Source organism: Dyadobacter sp. HNCC25DJ183, from assembly GCF_056895175.1.
In genome coordinates this window covers 388298-410100 of record NZ_JBXHAP010000006.1, presented here as the reverse complement: position 1 = coordinate 410100, position 21803 = coordinate 388298, and the positions used below count along the sequence as shown (strand labels likewise).

19 protein-coding genes are annotated in these 21803 nt (G+C 46.7%); 8 read left to right on the top strand and 11 right to left on the bottom strand.

Annotated features, from left to right (window positions below; genetic code table 11):
• Nucleotides 1-126 precede the first annotated feature (126 nt).
• Nucleotides 127-1296: an endonuclease/exonuclease/phosphatase family protein gene (locus AC1XTG_RS17440; RefSeq protein WP_484842813.1), complete on the top strand. Its 1170-nt coding sequence runs from the start codon at nt 127-129 to the stop codon at nt 1294-1296.
• A 181-nt stretch (nt 1297-1477) separates the two neighbouring features.
• Here the strand turns inward: AC1XTG_RS17440 and AC1XTG_RS17435 are convergent, their stop codons facing one another.
• From AC1XTG_RS17435 to AC1XTG_RS17400, 8 genes are all read right to left on the bottom strand, one after another.
• Nucleotides 1478-4453: a glycosyltransferase family 117 protein gene (locus AC1XTG_RS17435; protein ID WP_484842812.1), complete on the bottom strand. Its 2976-nt coding sequence runs from the start codon at nt 4451-4453 to the stop codon at nt 1478-1480.
• 143 nt (nt 4454-4596) lie between these two features.
• A complete protein-coding gene (locus tag AC1XTG_RS17430; protein ID WP_056281326.1) occupies nt 4597-5922 on the bottom strand; it encodes an ABC transporter permease in 1326 nt (441 codons plus the stop codon).
• A gap of 30 nt (nt 5923-5952) precedes the next feature.
• Nucleotides 5953-6867, bottom strand: coding sequence for an ABC transporter ATP-binding protein (locus tag AC1XTG_RS17425; RefSeq protein WP_484842811.1), 915 nt, complete (start codon nt 6865-6867; stop codon nt 5953-5955).
• A 152-nt stretch (nt 6868-7019) separates the two neighbouring features.
• A complete protein-coding gene (locus AC1XTG_RS17420; RefSeq protein ID WP_056281322.1) occupies nt 7020-7457 on the bottom strand; it encodes a hypothetical protein in 438 nt (145 codons plus the stop codon).
• 140 nt (nt 7458-7597) lie between these two features.
• The gene (locus AC1XTG_RS17415; RefSeq protein WP_056281320.1) at nt 7598-8002 is read right to left on the bottom strand and encodes a hypothetical protein; all 405 of its coding nucleotides are present in this window, start codon (nt 8000-8002) and stop codon (nt 7598-7600) included.
• A 134-nt stretch (nt 8003-8136) separates the two neighbouring features.
• Nucleotides 8137-9363, bottom strand: a complete 1227-nt coding sequence (locus AC1XTG_RS17410; RefSeq protein WP_082489087.1) for an alanine dehydrogenase — start codon at nt 9361-9363, stop codon at nt 8137-8139.
• A 40-nt stretch (nt 9364-9403) separates the two neighbouring features.
• Complete coding sequence (tsaE, locus tag AC1XTG_RS17405; RefSeq protein WP_056281318.1) at nt 9404-9835, bottom strand: tRNA (adenosine(37)-N6)-threonylcarbamoyltransferase complex ATPase subunit type 1 TsaE; 432 nt, start codon at nt 9833-9835, stop codon at nt 9404-9406.
• Between the two features lie 117 nt (nt 9836-9952).
• Entirely contained in the window at nt 9953-11239 is a 1287-nt protein-coding gene (locus tag AC1XTG_RS17400; protein WP_484842810.1) for a Gfo/Idh/MocA family protein, read from the bottom strand.
• Between the two features lie 120 nt (nt 11240-11359).
• Here AC1XTG_RS17400 and AC1XTG_RS17395 point away from each other — a divergent pair, with 120 nt between their 5' ends.
• Together AC1XTG_RS17395 and AC1XTG_RS17390 are read left to right on the top strand one after the other, a co-directional pair.
• Nucleotides 11360-12313: a sugar phosphate isomerase/epimerase family protein gene (locus tag AC1XTG_RS17395; RefSeq protein WP_484842809.1), complete on the top strand. Its 954-nt coding sequence runs from the start codon at nt 11360-11362 to the stop codon at nt 12311-12313.
• 57 nt (nt 12314-12370) lie between these two features.
• Complete coding sequence (locus tag AC1XTG_RS17390) at nt 12371-13408, top strand: Gfo/Idh/MocA family oxidoreductase (protein WP_484842808.1); 1038 nt, start codon at nt 12371-12373, stop codon at nt 13406-13408.
• Nucleotides 13409-13479: 71 nt separating this feature from the next.
• Here the strand turns inward: AC1XTG_RS17390 and AC1XTG_RS17385 are convergent, their stop codons facing one another.
• A complete protein-coding gene (locus AC1XTG_RS17385) occupies nt 13480-13845 on the bottom strand; it encodes a hypothetical protein (RefSeq protein WP_484842807.1) in 366 nt (121 codons plus the stop codon).
• A gap of 459 nt (nt 13846-14304) precedes the next feature.
• Here AC1XTG_RS17385 and AC1XTG_RS17380 point away from each other — a divergent pair, with 459 nt between their 5' ends.
• The 5 genes from AC1XTG_RS17380 to AC1XTG_RS17360 all read left to right on the top strand — a co-directional run bounded on the left by AC1XTG_RS17380 (nt 14305) and on the right by AC1XTG_RS17360 (nt 16242).
• Nucleotides 14305-14853 carry an RNA polymerase sigma factor gene (locus AC1XTG_RS17380; RefSeq protein WP_031525807.1) on the top strand — a complete coding sequence of 183 codons (549 nt, stop codon included), beginning with the start codon at nt 14305-14307 and terminating at the stop codon, nt 14851-14853.
• Nucleotides 14854-14864: 11 nt separating this feature from the next.
• Nucleotides 14865-15233 carry a hypothetical protein gene (locus tag AC1XTG_RS17375; RefSeq protein ID WP_484842806.1) on the top strand — a complete coding sequence of 123 codons (369 nt, stop codon included), beginning with the start codon at nt 14865-14867 and terminating at the stop codon, nt 15231-15233.
• A gap of 125 nt (nt 15234-15358) precedes the next feature.
• Nucleotides 15359-15616: a hypothetical protein gene (locus AC1XTG_RS17370; RefSeq protein WP_484842805.1), complete on the top strand. Its 258-nt coding sequence runs from the start codon at nt 15359-15361 to the stop codon at nt 15614-15616.
• Between the two features lie 2 nt (nt 15617-15618).
• Nucleotides 15619-15810, top strand: coding sequence for a hypothetical protein (locus AC1XTG_RS17365; RefSeq protein WP_484842804.1), 192 nt, complete (start codon nt 15619-15621; stop codon nt 15808-15810).
• 30 nt (nt 15811-15840) lie between these two features.
• Nucleotides 15841-16242: an Hsp20/alpha crystallin family protein gene (locus AC1XTG_RS17360; protein WP_484842803.1), complete on the top strand. Its 402-nt coding sequence runs from the start codon at nt 15841-15843 to the stop codon at nt 16240-16242.
• A 113-nt stretch (nt 16243-16355) separates the two neighbouring features.
• Here AC1XTG_RS17360 and AC1XTG_RS17355 read toward each other — a convergent pair whose 3' ends face one another.
• Nucleotides 16356-19910, bottom strand: coding sequence for a VCBS repeat-containing protein (locus AC1XTG_RS17355; RefSeq protein ID WP_484842802.1), 3555 nt, complete (start codon nt 19908-19910; stop codon nt 16356-16358).
• Between the two features lie 96 nt (nt 19911-20006).
• Nucleotides 20007-21749, bottom strand: a complete 1743-nt coding sequence (locus tag AC1XTG_RS17350; RefSeq protein WP_484842801.1) for a RagB/SusD family nutrient uptake outer membrane protein — start codon at nt 21747-21749, stop codon at nt 20007-20009.
• Between the last annotated feature and the right edge of the window lie 54 nt (nt 21750-21803).

Sequence of the window (21803 nt, the reverse complement as noted above, 5' to 3'; positions counted from 1 at the left end):
TGATATGAGCCGCTTCTTCCGGGAGGCGGCTCTTTTTGTTACTGACGCCCTGCTTTTAAAAATTCAAACTGCCGTAACATTTATTACCCTGGTTGCGGATACTTTTGTTGTTCAGCATTCATTATCATGAAAAAAACACTCTTATCTCTATTGATCACATCCGCCGCTTTTCAGCTGCAGGCGCAGTCAGCAAACGAACTTACCGTAGCAACTTACAACGTAAGTATGGAAGCGGAGAATTACTTCCCTCGCGGCACAAAAGGACTTTCAGAACAGATCCTGGTGAAAGAACTTGCCTCTGGCAGCAACCAGCAGATCAGAAATATCGCGCAAATCATTAAAACCGTGCGGCCTGATATTATTCTGCTTAATGAGTTTGATTATGTGAAAGACGGAACCACCAGCGTAGGTGCTTTCATTAACAACTATCTCAAAACCGACGCAGATGGTGCAAAAGGGATCGATTATCCTTACTACTATTACTCAACAGTAAACACAGGACAGCCCAGTCCGTTTGATCTTGACGGAAATGGAAAATCGGAGCAATACGGAGCCGACGCCTGGGGTTTCGGTAACTATCCGGGCCAATACGGAATGGCGCTGCTATCGCGGTACCCGATTGATGAGGCGCAGGTGAGAACTTTTCAGCACTTCAAATGGAAAGATATGCCCGGCGCATTGAAAACAACGAAACCAGACGGCAGCGACTGGTATTCGGCAGAAGCCTGGGCACAGTACCCGCTTTCTTCCAAATCACACTGGGATATTCCTGTGAAGGTTGGAGAAAGAACCATTCACGTACTTGCGAGCCACCCTACCCCGCCTTCTTTCGACGGCCCCGAAGACCGCAATGGAAAGCGCAACCACGATGAAATCCGCTTTTGGAGGGATTATATCAGCGACGGAGCATATATCTATGATGATAATGGCAAAAAGGGAGGATTGGGAGCAAATACTGCATTTGTGATCCTGGGAGATCAAAACGCATCGCCGGACGAAGGCAATGCGATCGGCGAAGGAATACGTTCATTGCTCAATCATCCGAAGATCAACAACGAACTGCCTCCTGCAAGTAAAGGCGGTGCGGAACATAGCGCGGGCAATGCATTTGCTAAAAACCATACTGCATTCTGGCGAATGCGCGCAGATTACGTACTTCCATCCAAAAATGGGTTCAAGATTTTGGACAGCGGCGTATTCTGGCCGGCAAAAGGAGAACCCATGTCCGAACTGGTCGAAAAAAGAGAATCCAGCTCCGATCACCGGTTAGTTTGGGTGAAAGTGAAGCTGGATTAGTCTTCGGCTACGCTCAGACTGACAATGCCAGGGCTGCGCTCAGGGTGACAACACTTCGGCTTTTGCTGGTTTGCCCTTCGACTCCGCTCAGGGTGACAACACTTCGGCTGCGCTCAGTGTGACAACGTAAGAAGCTTGTCAGTCTGAGCGGAGCCGAAGACACGTGCGGGATGTTGAGCGACTACTGCCCTCCTCCGTACATATTAAATGCGGCCAGGTGCTTTTGGAAGACTTGCTCGTACTTTTTAGCGGCGGCTTCCTGCTTGGCTTCGCGGCATTCCTGAACGATGATTTGCAGAATGTACAGATAAACGTTGCTGTCGCGGCGGCGGGTGGTTCCGTTGTCTTTGGCCCACGTAAGTACTTCATCGGCGCGGGTTACCATTGTGTCCGCTATTTTCAATGCACGGCTGGTTTCTCCAAGATCAAACAAAGGACCGATGAAATTGGCCGAGAACTGATCGTATGGGATACTCTTATCCGGCATTGTCGCCAATGATTTATCGATTGCTTTCTTAGCATCGGCTTTCCGGCCGTCTGCGAGCAATTGTCCTGCCAACCGCAGGAATGCGATCCTTGCAGTAGCCACCGGCGAGCCGAGGTACGTATTGTCGTAATAGGTATTCGGATTGTCGAGCTCGCGCCAGAACATTTTGTTCATCAGGTTGTCGTACATCACATCCGCATTCACGTACCCATCGCTTGCACCAGGCACTTTCACCGGAAGCAATCTGTATGCATAACCTTCCAGCTGCATATATTCTTTCAGGTTAAGATAGCTTGATCCGCCCAGCGTTGATGAGAAATAGATTGGTCTTTTCCAGTCATTCGTGGCGATGATATCTAGCATGATCAGGTCAGACTTGTACAAATCTCCTTTACCAATTGTCCAGCTGATAGAATCACTTACGAACGGTACCAGGTCTGATTTGATGATGTTCATTTTCTTTACCGCCTCTGCATTGACAGGCAGGAATAATACCGACGAAGGCAGGATAGAAGTCATATCGCCACTTGTCAGTGGTACCTGAATCGCCTTATTTTCCTGTTTAACAAGTCCAAGGTATTCTTTCAGGTTGATCCCGTTTTTCACGCTTGGTATCTCGTAAAAAGGAACGATATCGTTTTTACCAAAAGCATAATTGCTCTTGTCCAAAGAAATAGGGAGCGCTTCTGAAAGATATGTTTTGCGTTTCATCTGATCGATATACCAATCGGTACCGAGCAAGCTGAGGTTACAGACACGAACGTCAGTACGGAATCCCTCTACTTCCTGCACATACCACAATGGGAAAGTATCGTTATCGCCGCCTGTAAAGAGAATCGCATTCGGTGCACAGGAATTAAGCAGGTTTTTGGCAAAATCAACGGAATGGTACCTGTGGCTGCGGTTGTGATTGTCCCAACCTTTGGCCACCATAATCACAGGAACTACCATTGCAACCCCCGTGGCGGCAATCGCCCTGGTTGAAGGATTACCAATAAACTTGCTGATCGCGTCGGCAATTGCGAGGACACCAAAGCCGATCCAGATACAGAATATATAGAAAGAACCCACGTAAATATAGTCACGCTCACGCGGCTCGGTCGGTGGTGAATTAAGGTAAACCACCAGCGCGACGCCCGTTAGAATGAACAATAATCCTAATACGAGCAAGTCTCTTTTTTGCCGGAAATACATCATCACAATACCAAACAAACCGAACAGGAATGGCAGCATGAAGAAGTTATCGTGCGCTTTATTGTTCTCGATCGGCTCAGGATATTTCTTGCTGATATCCCATGGCAGCAAATTCCCGGCCCCTTCCTCGTCACTTTCACGCCCAACGAAATTCCACAAGAAGTAGCGCCAGTACATGTGACCGATCTGATAAGAGAACATAAATGACAGGTTATGCCCCATGGTCGGCTTCTGCCCCTCGGCAAGGCCGGTCAGCTGCTGGTATAGTTGCGGGTGACCTGGCTGGGTGCTGTACATACGCGGCAGCAGCATACTGCTACCTGGCTCATATTCATATTCAGGACGATAGTCATAAATGGCGTACTTCCCATTCTGCTTGCGGTACATGGGCGCGCCCCGTTTCTGACTTACCGGACGCGATACAAATGATGGTCCGTAAAGCAGCGGGCGGCTTCCGTATTGCTCCCTTTTCAGATAGGAAACAAAGCTCAGTACGTCGTTTGGATTGTTCTCATTAATCGGTGGGTTATACTCGGCACGCACCAGTACCATCAGGTAACTCGCGTATCCGATCAATACAAAGGCGAGTGAAAGCAAGCCGGTGTTAAGCAGTACATTTCCTTTTTGGTGCGAATACCGGATCCCCCAGATCAGACTGCCCAGGAAGATGATAATGAAGAATATAACACCGGATTTATAAGGTAAGCCCAGTGAGTTAACAAAGAAAATCTCGAATTTACCTGCAACGCTCGGCAGTCCCGGAATGATACCAGAGTTGATAATACCTAATATCACCAAACCACCTACAAAGGCCATTATACCACCAAAAAGGCTTGTTTTTGGGTATTTTTTGAAATAATAAACCAGGGCAAGCGCTGGGATAGTGACCAGGTTAAGCAAATGGACGCCAATGGAAAGACCAACGAGGTAGGCGATCAGTATAAGCCAGCGGTTTTCGGCAGCCGGATCTTCCACACGCTCCCATTTGAAAACAGCCCAGATCACGATCGCCGTAAAAAACGAAGACATACCGTACACCTCCGCCTCAACGGCTGAGAACCAGAATGAGTCGGACCAGGTATAAGCCAGTGAGCCAACAGCCGCTGCGCCTAATACCAGGATCAGGTCGCCTGTTGTCATTTCGCTTTCAGACTTGGAAATGAACTTGCGTGCGAGCAGGGTAATTGTCCAGAACAAAAACAGGATCGTCAATGCACTGCTTAGAACAGATACCATGTTCACCCAAAAGGCAACGCTGGTAAGGTCGCCGAATGCGAACAGCGAGAAAAGTCGGCCTATTAAAAGAAAAAAGGGTGCTCCCGGAGGGTGAGGCACCTGTAATTTAAACGCACAAGCGATAAACTCGCCGCAGTCCCAAAAGCTGGCAGTTCGTTCAACGGTAAGTGCGTAGGTGATGAATGCAATTGCGAATACAATCCAACCCGCAATGTTGTTGGAACGGTTGAAACGGGTCATCTGAGAGATGGTAAATTAAAAAATATGATATGCAAAATGTGCTAATATGGTAACGCTGCCAAAACAGTTTTATCAACGATGGGCCAAAAATAGCAAAATAACCAGAAGGTAAAGTCCCTTACTCTCTTAAAAAGTGTTAAGAATTACTTGTAGAAAATCCATTTTGCCAGCTCTTTATAAGTCACCTTTTTCCCGTACATCAGAATACCTACACGGTAAATCCGCGCGGCCAGCCAGGTGGTTGCCATAAAGCCCAGAACCAGCAAAACCATCGATAACGCGATCTCCCAGGCAGGCACTCCGAACGGGATCCGCACCATCATGATGATTGGAGAGGTAAATGGGATAATGGAGGTCCAGAATGCGAGACTTCCGTCAGGATCGCGAAGTACAAACTGGGCAAATACAAATGAGAAAATGATGGGCAAAGTAATAGGCAGCATAAACTGCTGGGTATCTGCATCGTTATCAACTGCCGCTCCCACCGCGCCAAAAAGTGCGCTGTAAAGCAGGTATCCGCCGAGATAGTAAAATAAGAAGCAGCCCAGGATGAGCGGGATATTTAGACTGTTGACTGCTCCCAGCACTTCTGCCATGGGGTTTTCCACATTGTTGCCGGGCATATTCTGGTTTGGCATTCCCTTCTGCACTTTCTCCATCTGCTGCTGCATTTCCACAGCGTCTTTTGGTATCCGGTTGCTCAAAATGGCCGAAGTAGCGCTTGTCAGTGCGGTAGTGAGCAGGATCCAGAGTACAAATTGCGTCAGGCCCACGAGCGCTACGCCGATGATTTTACCCAACATCAATTGAAATGGCTTAACGGAGGAAATAATGACTTCGACAATGCGACTCGTTTTTTCCTCTGTGATGCCGCGCATTACCTGTGTGCCATAAATGAAGACCGACATGTAGATCAGAAAAGCGCAGATACCTCCGATGACGGTTGCGGCGCCTGAGCTGCTGGTCTTCTCCCCTTCTTCACTCAGGCTGATCGTTTCCGAGCTCACATTCACGCGTGAATCTTCCAGTATTTTATGTGTGATACCTGCCTCTGAGAGCTTGATATCTTCAATTTGCTTCTCAATTACCTTTTCAATTTCGGATTTGAGATCCATGCTTACATTTTTCGCAGCATAAATCCTGACCGACTTCGGGGATTTGATCACATTCTCCGGAATGTAAACCAATGCGTTGGCATCGGCCTTTCTGAAATTCACTTTGGCTGAATCAAGGTTACCCTCTATAAAGCTGAACTTTAATGCTTCCGAGTCTTTGAACTCGTTGCGGAACAAACCACTCTCGTCGAGTACCTGTATCGTTTTGGTGTCAACGGAACCGATCGCGACCCAGATCACGGCTGCATAAAAGCCCACAAACAGCAGCGGGCCCAGCAATGTCATGATCAGAAAAGATTTCTTTTTGACACGGACGAGGTATTCTCTTTTTATGACAAGGAAAATATTGCGCATTGGGAAGAAAGTTAAAGTTTTTTAAGCAGATCAGGCCTCTGGTATTTCATTGACAGACCGCATGAAAATATCGCTCATACTTGGGATATTCTCTCCGAAAGAACGGATCTCTACATTGGGTAAAAGACTGGTCAGCAATGCATTCGGGCTTTTATTTTCGCCAAGATGAATGGTAGCCCGCCGATAATCATTTTCAACTTCTTTGTCCGCCGAAATCTCATAAAGTCCCTCCAGACCGGATAGAGAACCTTTGTATTCCACAAAGTAGGTATTGGTTTTGAACTGCTCTTTGATCTCCCTTTTCGGCCCGTCAAGTATTTTTTTTGATTTATGAATCAATGCGATGTGATCGCAAAGCTCTTCAACGGTTTCCATTCTGTGTGTAGAAAAAATGATCGTGCAGCCTTTTTGTTTGAGTTCAAGAATTTCGTCGCGGATCAGGTTGGCATTAATGGGATCAAAGCCTGAGAAAGGCTCATCGAGAATAATCAGGTCGGGCTCGTGCAAAACAGTTGACACAAACTGGACTTTCTGCTGCATTCCCTTCGAGAGGTCGGACACACTTTTGTCCCACCACGTTTTTATATCAAATTTGACAAACCATGATTTCAGCTTGTCCATAGCTTCTTTTTGTGACAAACCTTTGAGCTGCGCGAGGTACAGCAGCTGGTCGCCTACTTTCATTTTCTTATACAAACCCCTTTCCTCAGGCAGGTACCCAATTCTGGAAATGTGCTTATCGCCCAGCAGCTCCCCGTCAAAAAGGATCTCGCCTTTATCCGGTCCTGTAATCTGGTTGATGATGCGGATCAGTGAAGTTTTACCTGCTCCATTGGGGCCAAGCAGACCGAAGATTTTCCCGCGTGGAATGGAGATACTTACATTGTCAAGTGCCACGTGATTGGCATATTCCTTGGTAACGTTTCTGACTTCTATGATATTCATTTGCTGAGAATCCGGGGTTAGGCACCAAAAAGTGCAAAGTAGAGGGGTAATATTAAAGTTACAAGCATAAACCGGATTTTGGTGACCAGCGGTAAAAATAAAAAAGCGGGCGGAGTACCGCTCGCTTTTTCGACTTGAATATGTCCGAAGTATCAGATCACGTATTTCTCTCTGATCTGGAATAAGATCCAGAAACCAAGTACGGCGCCGATGATCGCGCCAAGCAGGTAAAGTTGTACAAGGTTACTCACCACACCGATCAGCACAGCATAGTAAAGTAAATTCCAGCCCGCACGTTTTCTGGCGCGTAATGGACTAAATGCCATGAGGTACATAATGAGCGTGATAACGCCCAGTGCAATGCTCAAATAGAAATTGAACCCGATTCCGGCCGGCACAGCGCCGAGGCCTAATGCAGCACTTCCGATACCAAAAGCAGTGACGAGACCAAATACAGCGAGAATGGAGAGAATAAGGATAAAATAAGGTCCGTATTGAACAAGAAATTCCTTTACGCTTTCCGAGAAGGGCGGAAATTTGCCAAGAAAAATAGGTTCAAGTTCCTTTTCCAGAGGTAGTTTTGATTCCATGAGGGGCGATTTTTATGGTTAAAAAGAGATAAATAAATCTAGTCAGATTCCCTGCAAACCTAACGCCCCAATCTTTAACGTGCCGGTATTGTTTAGCCAGCGGCTGCTCCTTGGTCAAAAACCTATTTACTGGCTCCTGCTTAATCCTCCGGGTAGGGTACGAAAACAAAACCCGAGAATTCGCCGATCAATGCAAACAGGCAGCAGTACTCGTCCGCATTCTTAAAGTTTTCGGTAAAAAGCAGTACCGATTCTTCCCCGATCAGTTTACGATCTACAAACTCCTGCATATAAGATGCGCGGTAGCTGAAATTGTTTGAAAGTTCCTGTGCATCAATGAGCAATGCGCCGATGTGCAGCTCGTTGTTGGTTACCACAAAAATGGGAAAATCCGAGAATCCACGTTTGCGGATCTGGTAAGAAGCTTCCTTCAACTGGTCGGCCACTTTTATAAAATCCTCTGATATATGCCCCATCAGCTTCTGATTCAATTCCGGAGAATTGGCATCATCCATCAAGGCATTTTCGTTACTGTTGTTGATCATTTTTTTAGATACTTCGGCTTTCGGCGGTCGGCCGGCGGCGGATTTTTATATTACTTCGGTTTTCAGCTATCTACTGTCAGCATTTTAATTCGCAAGAAGCCGACTGCCGATAGCCGACTGCCGACAGCCACTTCCTACATTCTCGCTGCCAGCAACAACGTCAAATCTTTATACCGCATGTTGAAGCTTCGGGCGATGTGTGAGTTGGTGAGTGTTCCTTTGTGACAGTAAACTCCCTTCATAAACCACCGGTTTGCATAAATCATTTCCTCAATGCCGCCTATTGTACCGGTTTGCAACAAAAAAGGTAAAAATACATTGCTCAATGCAGTACTGGCCGTGTGCGCTACGCGTGATGGAATGTTCGGGACGCAGTAATGGATCACGTCGTTATATTTGAAAATCGGATTCTTGTGTGTTGTCATCCGCGACGTTTCAAAGGAGCCGCCCTGATCAATACTTACATCGATGATCACTGAACCGGGCTTCATTTGCGACACCATATCTTTGGTAACAACCAGCGGGCTCAATCCGTTTTCAGCACGCATGGTGCCGATCACCACGTCCGCCCGGCCAATCGCCTCTGCAAGTATATCTGAGTCAATAATGGATGTATAAAGGTTTTGACCAATCGAATATTTCAGTCTCTGCAACCTGTAAATGTGCTTGTCAAAAACTTTCACATCAGCGCCTACACTGATTGCTGCCCGCGTGGCGTATTCAGCGACGGTACCTGCGCCCAGGATTACGATCTTGGTCGGCGGAACGCCCGTAATTCCTCCCAGGATAATGCCTCGGCCGCCATTTGGTGTAGACAGATACTCGGCCGCTATCAGAAGTACCGTGCTGCCGGCAATTTCTCCCATGGCACGGATAATCGGCTTACCTCCCACCTTGTCCTCGATCAGCTCATAGCCGATGCCAGTAATTTTCAGCTCATTCAGCTTCTCGAAATACTGCTTTTCCAGTGCAGGCAGGTTGAGTGCAGAAATCAGCGTGGTACCAGGCTTCACGTAGCCGAATTCACCATCAACCAACGGCTCGATTTTGAGGATTACCTTGGCCTGATATACTTCCTCCGGACTTTGCACGATTTTGGCACCGGCTTCGCTATACTCATGATCCGAAAGGTTCGCTCCTTTTCCGGCGTCTTTCTCAACCCAAACCTCATGACCGTTCCGCACGAGTATACCTACCGCGTCGGGCGTCAGTGCAATCCTGTTTTCCTGCAGTGAAACTTCCCTCGGCAGACCTATATGCAATGCATTCTGATCTTTCCTAACAGCCATTAACGACTCCTGGGGATATAATATCGACTGCTTGGCCAGCTCTTCGAAGCCGGTAATCTGTGATTGCGCCATTGAACGAAGAAAGTGAAACTAAATCCGGTATGTGTTATTCTTAAATCCTCTTTACTTGTAATATTCTCGTGCCACTTTCGTCTGCGCGAAGGTCGATATGCAGGTAATGTTCCGGCCAGAGGGACCCGATCATTCCCGGCCATTCAACGAAGCAGAATGAGCCTGAATCGAAATACTCTTCAATTCCCATATCCAATGCTTCCGTTTCATCTTTAATCCGGTAAAAATCAAAGTGATAAATGGAATCCTGACCTGCTGCGTACTCGTTTACAAGCGAGAACGTGGGACTTTGTACGTGTGACTGAACGCCTAAATACCTGCAAATTGCTTTGATCAATGTCGTTTTACCTGCTCCCATGTGACCTTCGAAAAGCCACACCGGCGTATCCCTTCCCAATTGCATCAGTTCTGAGGATACCTGCTCCAACTCCTCCAATTTGCTGAACCGTATTGTCACTGGCTGATTGCTCATTTTACAAAAATAAACATTTTGAAAGAACCGGGCATATAATGTGCATCGAAGACCTCCCTTAAAAGCAAAAAACCGGAGGTACTATCTGCCTCCGGTTCGTTTTTTTAAATACCATATTTACACCCGCCATTCCTTTTGCATTGCTCTTCCAAGCAACTTATCGGCTTCCTTATCCTGCGCGAAGTTCTCCTTCTTCGGGTCCCACTTCAATGAACGGCCCAGCCTGTATGCAATGTTGCCAATGTTACAGACACTCGCAGTCCGGTGACCGACTTCCACGTCACAAACGGGCGGCTTGCGCGACCTGATCGCATTGATGAAATCCTGGTAGTGGTTTGTACTGACATATACGTCCGACGCACCTTCCTGAAAAGCCTTATCTTTCAAAGACTCCGGCGTGGTTTTCAGCTCGCCTCTTGCAACAAATACTTCTCCCTCGGTCCCTACAAAGTGGCAATGCTGCTTTCCTTCCATCGGCCGGTGAATTACTTCCGTCCCATTTGCATATTTATAAACAAGCCCTTTTTGCGGATCCGAATAAATGAGCTCTACCGGTCCGCTGTTGTCCATATTCAGGCCCCATTGCGCTATATCAAACATATGTGCGCCCCAGTCCGTCATTCCTCCTCCGCCGAATTCATCATAGTTCCGCCAGGCTGGCCAGAACTTGGCATCCATTGCGGGCGCGAGCTGATTGTTATAAGGCCTGTCCACGGTGTTCGGCCCCATCCACATCTTCCAGTCCAGGCCTGCTGGCGGTGTTTCGGCTTGCAGATCCCACACTTTCGGCGGCCCGCCTACATTCACATATACTTTCTCAACCTTCCCGATCGCGCCACTGCGCACAAGCTGCACTGCCTTTGTAAATTCAGGCGCAGACCGCTGCATACTACCGGTCTGAAATACGCGGTTGTGTTTCCTGGTTGCATCCACCATTGCCCTACCCTCTCTGACTGTGAGCGACAAAGGCTTTTCGCAGTAAATATCTTTTCCGGCTTTTGCCGCCAGCACCGCCATGGAAGCATGCCAATGGTCCGGCGAGGCTATTACCACAGCATCAATGTCTTTGTCGGACAGAATTTGCCGGAAATCTGAATGCACTTTGGTAGCATTATAATCCGCTTTCCCCGTCTTTTCCGCATAGGATTTGTTAGCAGCTGCCGCAAAGGTTTCCAGCTTAATCGGGTAAATTTCGGAGGCCGCAGTCACCTGCACGTCGGGTAATGCGATAAACCGGTTTCGAAGTCCATTGGCCTGTCGCCCGCAGCCGATAAAGCCAAATACGATCTTGTCGCTCGGCGCGGTAAAACCTTTTCCTAAAACATGCCGGGGCACAATCATGAACGAAGAAACTACCGCTCCGGCTTTCAGAAAGTCTCGGCGGTTCAGACGTGATACATTCATATTTTTGACTAAAATATCCTGAATGAAAGTAAAATAAAGCGGGAAGTCAGTAATTCTACTGAAAACGTCGTCTTTGTAAATGGTACGCCGATGGCTATTCTTTTCCTAACATTAAAGACCATGATTGAAGCTCTTTCCCGCCGTGATTTTTTGATCAAAAGCGCTCTTGCAGGCAGTGCTGTCCCATTGCTTTCAAGTGACGCATTTTCAGCAAAGCCTGATACGAATGCAGATACGATAAAGGTTAATATTTTCTCAAAACACCTCCAATTCCTGAATTATCAGGATATGTCCGAAGCTGCGAAAGAAATGGGCTTTGACGGAATTGACCTGACAATACGACCAAAAGGCCACGTATTGCCGGACAAGGTAGAAACAGATTTGCCGCTGGCTGTTGAGGCAATGCAAAAAGCTGGCTTTTCGCCTTCGCTCTTCTGCACAGCAGTTGAGGATGCGACTAATCCGACAGACAAAAAACTACTGGAAACAGCGGCCAGGCTCGGTTTCAAGTATTACCGCATGAATTGGTATAAATACAACGACCAGAAAACAATCCCGCAGCTGCTGGAAGAATATCAGGGAAAAATGACCGGACTGAGCAAGCTGAACGAACAGCTCGGACTGACTGGTTGCTACCAAAACCATGCTGGTAGAATGGTTGGCGCTTCCATGTTCGAGATCTGGCAGATCCTGCAAAAGGCAAATCCAAAAACAATGGGCTCACAGTATGATATCCGTCACGCGACGCTTGAAGGCGGACTTTCCTGGCAAACCGGCTTTAATCTGATCCGCCCAAGTATCAGGACGATTGTACTTAAAGATTTTATGTGGGAAAAGACCAATGGGAAATGGGGACCAAAGAATGTGCCGCTTGGCGAAGGTATGGTCGATTTCAAAACCTATTTCAAATTGCTGAAAGAACACAAAGTTGAAGTGCCGATCTGCCTTCACCTCGAATATCCGCTCGGCGGCGCCGATCAGGGTGCATTTCAAATCACCGTAGATAAAAAGGTGGTTTTTGATGCGATGAAAAGAGACCTGGCCCGGGCCAAACAGCTGTGGGCAGAAGCTTAAAGCGCAATTTTGGCGGCGTGAAGTTACATTTGCATTAAGTCTAACTATTTAAATGATATGTCTTCAAAAATTCTGAATGTCGGGTTGATAGGTTTCGGATTATCGGGACGCTATTTCCATTCGCCGTTTCTGAGCACTAATCCCGGTTTTAAAATCAAAACCGTTGTTGAAAGAAGCAAGAACGAAGCGCAGGCTTTTGATCCGGAAATCGGGAATGCGCGCTCGGTAGACGAGCTGCTGAGCGACGAGTCGATAGACCTGGTTTTTATCTGCACTCCCAACGATACCCATTTCCCTTACGCAATGGACGCGCTGGAAAATGGCAAGCACGTCGTAATCGAAAAACCGTTTGCAGCTACCGAAGATGAAGCCCGACAACTTTTCGAGCTCGCCGAGAAAAAAGGCCTGGTACTCACCGCCTATCAGAACAGGAGATGGGATTCTGATTTTCTGACCGTCAAAAAACTTCTTTCGGAAGGAAAACTTGGCGAAATCATAGAATTCGAAAGCCACTATGACCGCTACCGGGAAGTGGTACCGACAGAATCTTGGAAAGAGAAGAGCGTACCTGTGGGCGGCAACCTTTATAACCTGGGGCCGCATTTGATCGACCAGGTACTGGTGCTCTTTGGCGAGCCGGAAACTGTTACTGCCGAGATCCGCACGGTACGGCCACATTCCGAGATTGATGATTATTTTGATATCCGCCTGGGTTATAAAGACAAGCTGGTTATCGTAAAATCGAGCCTGATGATATATGAAAACCACCTGCGGTACGTTTTGCACGGCACCAAAGGATCATTCATTAAAGGCGGACTGGATCCTCAGGAGGAAACTTTGAGGAAAGATATCCTGCCCACAACACAGCCCTGGGGCGTAGAGCCAGAAGATCGCTGGGGAAAACTATATAGCAACGATTTTACCGGCGCGATAGAAAGTGAGCCCGGGGATTATGCGCCATTTTACCAAAATGTATATGACGCAATCGTACACAATGCAGAGCTGGCTGTAAAGCCGAAAGAGATTCTGAGGACTACGCGTGTGATAGACCTGGCCGCGCAAAGCAGCCGCGAAAAGAAGGTATTACAGTTTTAGCAATACCCTTAAACAAGAAATGGCAGCCTCAAACCGGGCTGCCATTTTTATACTTGATCAACAAATTTATACTATTTTACTACCGCAGTTACCTGACGTTTTGTCTCCGTTGAGATAGAGAAAGGCTTTGTAGATACTTCGTTTCCGTTGCTGATAACGAAACTGTAGTTTCCGTCAGCAAGGTTTGACAGGTCAAATATTTTTGAGAAGTTCTCTGATTTTGGAAGTGAGGTGCTGTAAACAGTTTCTCCGCTGAAATTCTTGATAGACAAAGAAGATCTTTCTTTTACGTTTTCCAGAGTCAGTTTGAATTTCAATTCGCTGTTAGAAACAAGCTCGATCGACGCATTGTTTTCTTTTGCTTTGTCCGCAGCTACTGAAAAGTTTGCAGTTGATACTCCCACCAATACTGCAATTGCTAAAAATGTCTTTTTCATTTTACTTAATGTTTTAAAGTCGTTAATAATTGTACTTTTTATATTTTCAATCTTTTACTATCACTGCACTAGTCAAAAATTAAGTTTCTTGCTGATTCTTAACCGTTTTGACAATTCAAAGGTAGCTGGATCGTGCATTAAAAGTCAATAGCCTGATTTTGAGTTGAAGAAAGTTCTTTTTGTTGTTATCTATCAATATTAGAATAGTTATATGTTTCTAATGAAAGTACAACAACTCGTTTGAAATTTGACAGATAACTGTAAAAAGTACAATTAGAGGTTTGTTGTACTTTTCGTTGAATTTGCAGGAGTTATGAATTTTGTACTGCCACGAATGCACGAATGGACACGAACGTTAATTTGCTGCATTCGTGTGCATTCGTGCATTCGTGGCAAAAAACCTTAAAGTAATTTGCCGCCGTTCCCGTCTACCTGATTGGTAATACCTTATCCCAACGCTTGTCCCAGAAAAAACCAAATATCATCCAGACCGTCGCTGCATACAGCAAGCAGTTAATGGGATTCATTCGTCAGCGCGTGAATTCCGATGAGGACGCGGAGGATATTTTGCAGGATGTGTGGTACCAGCTGAGCAGCGTACCCGAGGTGGAGGCAATCGAGCAGGTTGGAAGCTGGTTGTACCGGGTGGCCAGAAACCGCATTATAGACAAGTACCGGAAGCAAAAGCCCGATTTTCTGGAAGATTACGGGTATGAAGACGAAGACGGCGAGTTTAATTTCAAGGAAATTCTGCTGGCCGACGACAATTCGCCGGAAACAGCTTACCTGAAAGAAGTCTTCTGGGAGCAGCTCACCATTGCATTGGAAGAACTGCCCGAGAACCAGCGACAGGTTTTTATCTGGAACGAAATGGAAGACCAGACTTTCCAGGAGATCTCGGATCGCACCGGAGAAAATATCAAAACCTTGATTTCCCGAAAAAGATATGCCGTCCGCCACCTTCGTGAACGGCTTGAAACGGTTTACCGGGAGTTTGTAAATTATTAAATTTGTCAACCATGAATAAGCGCAATATGAAAAGAAGGCGGCTTGCATTTTTATTCCCTGTTTTTGCCCTGCTTGCCGCATTGCTGCTGGGCGCAGCAGTGAAATTCCTGTGGAATGCAACACTGCCTTTGCTCCTCGACGTAAACGAGATCAACTATTGGCAGGCGGTAGCACTATTGGTATTGTGCCGGATATTGTTCGGCAATTTCGGCCGGCCGGGAGGAGGCGGACCGCCGCGTTGGGGCAGGTGGAACCGCGAGAATGGACCTTCGCGCTTTGGCGAGTGGCGCAACAAATGGAAGGAAATGACGCCCGAAGAAAGGATCAGGTTCAAGCAGGAAATGCGGAACCGATGCAGAAAGCCGCCAGAAAATATGTAGCAAAGCCCGGTCAGCCGACCGGGCTTATTTTTTTCAAAATTTAAAGTAAAATCCTGACTGGCACGTCTACCTGATCAATGCATTGAAGTGCATTGTATCAAACATTTAATCAAACTGGTTCAGCCATGATCACACCCGTTTTAAGAGTAATACTTGCAGGCATCCTGGGCGGCTTTCTGCTGTTTCTAATCCCATTTCTGATTTTCAAGGCACTCCTGTTCTTTCTGGTTTTCGGTCTGATTTTCCGTCTGGCTGTGGGCAGGAGACATTTCGGAAGATGGCGGGGACGCAGGTCCCGTACGCCGTTTTATGATCATTATGAGATTTATGAAGAAAAAGAGAGCCTGCGAGATTTGTCCAACAACTATCCAAAACAAATTTAACCATGAGAAAAAGCACCAAAATGTTACTGGGAATCAGCGTAGCGCTGATTACAGCCGCAAGCCTCCACCTGACCGCTGGAACGCGATTTCACCCCAGACAATTTCGCGGACACGGTTTCCGGCATTGCGACGGGCACTGGGGTAAGTTCGAGAAACCTGCCGACCTGAACCCGGGATTCGAGCGCAGGTATTAATTACTATTCATCAAAGAAAACAGAAAAAACATGTGTAATAGATATGGAAACCGTGGCTTCGGAGTGCGCCACGATCACTACAGCCGCTTTGCCGGCAACTCCCGTGAATACCGTGTACCGGTGAATATCCTTAAAAATGAAGGCGAATATCAACTTTTCGTCTTCGCACCTGATCGGTTAAAAGAGGATTTCAGGATCAATTTAAAAGGACACGAACTGAGCATTTCTTACCAGCTGAAAGAAGAAGCACGCGAAAACCGCAATTGGGTAAGGCATGAATTCAGTAAAACTTCATTTGAGCGGACATTCATGATCGACGAAACCGTAGATGCCGAAAATATCTGCGCTGAATATGAAAACGGCATTCTCCTCCTCACACTTCCGATTATCCCGGGCGCTGAAAAGCCTGCACAGGAAATCAAAGTCAGTTAGTACGGCCCGCATTGAATGCAAAAATCCCCGGACCGAGTTGATCAGGGGATTTTTGCATTTAATAGCATACTTATTCAATGTGAACAGCAAGCTGATTTTTGAACAGGTACCAGCTATTTGACAGTTCTTTTTACACCCCGGGAATCTTCAATCACTGCCTCGGAAACATAAGGAGGCAGTGCCAGTACGTGGCTTGACTGTGAAAGGAACGAAGATCCATAGCTTAACTCTTCTTTCCTGCTTTTCCCATTTTTCAGTTTCAGCAAAGCAGTTGTTTCAGAACCGGATACCGGTATGAGCCGCGCCGAATGCGTGGACTGATGGAAACGAATGGAATCCCTGTTTTGCGAAGTAGCAGTCAGCCAATTACCTCCCGCAGTAGAAACTCTGACCGTCGCTTTCGCATTGCCTTTGGTAAGATAGCCGCTTGCCGTGTGACTGAGTGGCTGGAAAGTACCATTCCCATTGCCTTTTAAAACCAATCCGTAAAAAGCATCGTACCTGCCAACGGAAACTTCGGACCCATAATCATTTCCGGAAACCAGCAAATCCAGATTCCCATCCTGATCAAAATCATCGGCTATCATTCCGAACAGCGGCGCAAACTGTGCCTGTAACGGCAGCTCGCGTATTGAGAATTTACCATTGCCGAGATTTTCAATGTAGCTGCTTTTCATCCAGTTTGCGGTCAGGTGCAGCGCATCCTTCATTTCTTCCGGCTTCAAAATGTCTGTCAGTGAAGCCTGCGCAAACTTGCTGTATTCCTGAAAACGTTGCCTTACCTGAATGATCTGCTTACCGAGATCGTCCCTGGTATTATATGGAAATTCCTTATAGGATTGATCCTCAGCTTTATAGAAAATTGTGGGAATAGCGTCAAAATAACCATCATTGTTAAAATCTTTGGCATAAACATGAACCGGACGCTCGTCGGAAGCGCGGCTTAACGTATTCGCACCCAGGTTACCGCCGATGTAATCCATATCTCCGTCATTGTCGAAGTCACCCGCAACCAAACTTCCCCACCAACCTTTTTTGTTTTCAATACCCGACACGATCTTGCTCAGCTTTCCCTTGTCATTTTTCAAAAAAGTAATCGGCATCCATTCCCCTGCAACGACCAGGTCCATCCAGCCGTCGTTGTCGAAATCAGTCCATAATGCGTCACAAACGAGACCCATATTCACCAGTTCAGGCGCTACTGACTTTGTCACATCCGAAAACCTGACACTTCCCTTTTGCGAATCATTTCTCAAAATGTAGCTCGAAACCGGCTTGGGATACATGCCCGACTCCACGCGGCCGCCCACAAACAGGTCCAGGTCACCGTCTTTGTCAAAATCAACCGCTTTTACGCAGGAACCATTGACCAGCAGATTGGGTAGTGCCGCAGTGTCAATGCTGAATTTGCCTTTGCCATCGTTGAGGTAAAGTATACTTCGCAATCCCGGCGAATCCCGGTTGATCTCATAGCTTCCACTTACGACGAACAGGTCAAGGTCACGGTCCCCGTCCGCATCAAAAAGCAGCACGCCCATATCCTCGGTATCTTTCTCCAAACCGTCGGCACCGGGCAGCAAATCTGAGACTTTAAAACGCCCGCCTGCCTGCTGAATCAAAAAGCGCCCTTTGTGCTGCATGGCGCCGCCCACGAAAATATCGTCAAGCCCATCACCATTCACATCTCCCGCAGCCATCGATGGCCCGAATTGCGACATTTTATGCGGCAACAGCTTTTGTACATTGAAATCAATAATATCCGTTTCTTCGTGTACATAGGGCACATTCAGTACATTGGTTATGTCGGTAAAAAGTGGCTTAACAGCTTCTTTTGCGGCATCTAGATTGTTTCCTTCCACTGCATTCTTTTCGCTTACGACAAGAACCTGGTTTGCCTTTACATTCTGAAAAATCTGGGATTTACCTCCTGGCCAGGTTACTTTAAGACGATCTACCTTTTGTATTTTCCCTAAACCAAAATGCACAATGGGCTCAACAGTTGAGAGGTAGCCGCGATAAGGTGAATTTTCAGCGATCTGTTTTTGTCCGTTTGCATAGGTGATCTCCACAACCGCCCCTATTCCTTTCTGGTTATACCGCTCCCCCTTAAAACCTATCCGCAAAAAGTTGCTTTCTGTCGGTTTAATCTGGATACTGTTATTCCTGAACACAGAAGCCGAATCGTTGATATTGTTGACTACATAGTCGAGGTCGCCGTCATTGTCCAGATCTGCATAAGCCGCTCCATTCGAAAAACCCGAATTTTCTATTCCCCAGTCGCCGGTCACATCTTTGAATGCAAGGTTACCCGTGTTTTTGAATGCAAAGTTTTTGAGCTTGACTGCCGGCACATAGTCCAGCATCATCTTAGGCTCCATAATGCTCGACACCTCATTCCGGTAAGCAATAAAGTCCAGATCAGTGATATCACGCGGAAATCCATTGGTAATGATCATATCCCGCAATCCGTCATTGTCAAAATCGGTAACCATCGGTGCCCAGCTCCAATCGGTTTCAGCAATCCCGCTCAGCAAGCCCACTTCACTAAAAACGGGATCCTTACTGTTACCGGCTGCACCGAGGTTCAGCTGCAATGTATTCCGGGCAACCTGGTACTGGTATCCGAAAAGCTCATTATTCTGGTAAGTGACGTAGCTGTTCGCTGGCGTCATCATCTTTTTGCGCTTGTTTGTAGCAGGCATCATATCCACCGCAATCACATCTACCAGCCCGTCATTATTGATATCCGCCACATCATTTCCCATCGCCGAATGCGAGGTATGCTTGAAATAAGAACCTGCTTTGTCCGTAAAAGTCCCGTTACCATTGTTGATATACAGCAAATCATTCGTCAGGTAATCGTTGGTCACGTATATATCTTTCCACCCGTCCTGATTAACATCTGTTACATTCACCCCCAAACCATACCCTTCGATAAGAATGCCCGCTTCCTTTGAAACGTTTGTAAAAACCGGATGCTTCAATTCCGCATTCCAGTCATTCCTGTAAAGTCTGTCCGTTCTCCGCGAAGATCCATCGGCGATTTTCTTGTGGTATCTGTTCGGAAAGTTGTTGTCGTCCATCTCATTAACGACCAGAAAAAGATCCAGGTCTCCGTCGTTATCATAGTCGAAAAAGGCTGCATTGGTCGTGTGTGTAGTGTCAGCAATTCCATATTCTTTGCCCATTTCCTTGAAAACAGGCACCCTGTTCGCATCAAGCCCCTGGTTGACGTAAAGCATATTTTCACGCTCGCTTGGCACATCGCGAACCGATGCACAAACGTAAATATCTAGGAGGTTATCATTATTGATATCAATGAGCGCTACCCCGGTAGACCATTTATTCTTTGGCGCTACTCCGGCCTTTTCCGTTACATCTTCAAACTTGAAATCCCCTTTATTCAGATAAAGCTTGTTTTGCGCGGTGTTCCCTGTGAAATAAACATCCGGCAGGCTGTCATTGTTAAAATCCCCGAGTGCAACGCCGCCGCCATTGTACACATACTCAAATGCGAGGATGTTCATGGTATCGTTTTCCGTGATCCGGTTCGAAAAGTTAATCCCTGTTTCGTCAGTGTCCAGTTCGGTAAACGTTTTAAGATCCTTTTTGCAGGATATCAGGAACACAGCTAATAAAACAGACAGGATGGAATACTTTGCCGTCATTAATTTCAATGTGGTAAAATGAAGAAGGATTGTCCTAAATTAATAAAGGAGATGGCAAATGAATACCATCTCCTTTTGTTTGTTTGTTAAAAACTGTTAGTAGCCTGGATTCTGGACAAGTACGTCTTTTCCTACAAGGTCAATCTGCTCTTGTGGTACCGGAAGATACTCATTCTTGTTAGGCGTAAATTTCGCTCCACCCAATGCACCGCTCAGCTTTTTGCTTTCGTAAGTCAGGTAAGCATTGATTTCGGTAGCAGCTGTTCCCCAGCGAACCAGGTCGTAGAAGCGGTGACCTTCACCTGACAATTCAAGTTTGCGTTCAAAGCGAACTGCCTTGCGCGCTTCATCTTTGGATGCCCACGGCGTTTTGTACAGACCGATTACATAGTTTGCCGCATTCGCACCTTCTTTGGTTTTAACAAAGCTTGAAGGAAGCGAAGCTCTTTCGCGCACCATGTTGGTGTATTCACGTGCTTTTTCAAGTGAACCAACTTCGATTTCAGCTTCCGCAGCCATTAAAAGTACATCTGCAAAACGAATGATATTCACGTTGATAGCTGTATAACCCGGCGTCCAGGAGCTGTTATCCTGCAGTGAACCTACGTCCGATTTGTAATAAGCATACTTTTTAGGTGAATAAGGTCCTGCGTTTGCCTGGTTACGGATCCAGTCAGCTCCCGGGTGATTGATCCAGTCGAGGTAAGGAATTCCGCGACGACCAACTGAGTGGTCTAAACGTGGATCAAGCGGGCCAGCATCCGGCGTGAATGCTGCATTACTTTTCAAGCCCATATCCGATTTCACTTCATTCGCACCTACGTTGTAAGATCCATCCAACAATGGAAGACCGTTTGCGTTGGTACGGAAAGAGTTAACCAGCTCAAAGCTTGGCGAGAAAAACCCGCAGCAGTTACCAGGACCGTTTGGACCTGTGTTGTAAGGCCAGTTAAGGTCAAAATCAGGGTTTGCGTTGTTTACACTACCTGTGTTTGCTGCCGCCTGAATTGCGAATACCGACTCTGAGTTATTGTCGTTTGCAGCCTTGAATGCATCTTGAAAGCGTGGTACCAGCGCGTACTTCTTACCGTTTGTGGTTTTTCCGTTAGCGATAATCAGGTCGTACAAAGTTTTTGCGTCTGCAAACTTCTTCTGGTACATATACACTTTCGCAAGGTAAGCAGCCGCACCCCATTTGTTGATCCGGCCGGCAGCTGTCTGCGTTTCAGGCAGGTTTTCGTAAGCAAATTTCAAGTCAGCCTCAATCTTTGGATACAAATCGGCTGTATTGGGGACTTTCTCGATACCTGTACCGTAATCTACTGTTTCGTCTACATAAGGTGTGTTGTTAAAACCTCTTTTCAGCTCGAAGTAGTAGTGGGCGCGCAGGAATCTCGCTTCTCCGCCAATTCTCTTCTTGTCTTCGTCAGTTACGTCTGCGGGATTGGTACCCAGCAGTCGCATCACCAGGTTAGCACGCGCTACTCCTTCGTAATTACCTTTCCATTTATCAACAATTACACCTTGCGTGGACAGATATTCGAAACGCTGGATCGGGTTGATATCACTGAAATCACCCGGGTCAGTTCCTTTGTTGGCATCGCCACCACGGATACTTCCCCAAACCCAGTTACTCGCGCTCGCCATCCTGTTTGCACGGCCGTTCAATTGTCCGTAAACAGAAACCAGCACACCTTCTATCCCTTTTTTGGTAGAAAGCTGGCCCTCATCAAGCTGGCCGGTTGCCGGTATTTCCAAAAAGCTTTCCTTACACGAGTAGCCGATCAGCATTAGCGTGATTAAAACCAGAAGGCCACTCTTTGATATTATTTTTTCCATTTTCTTAGAAATTTTAATCGATGTTCTAAACTGTTATCAATCAGATTTTGGCTT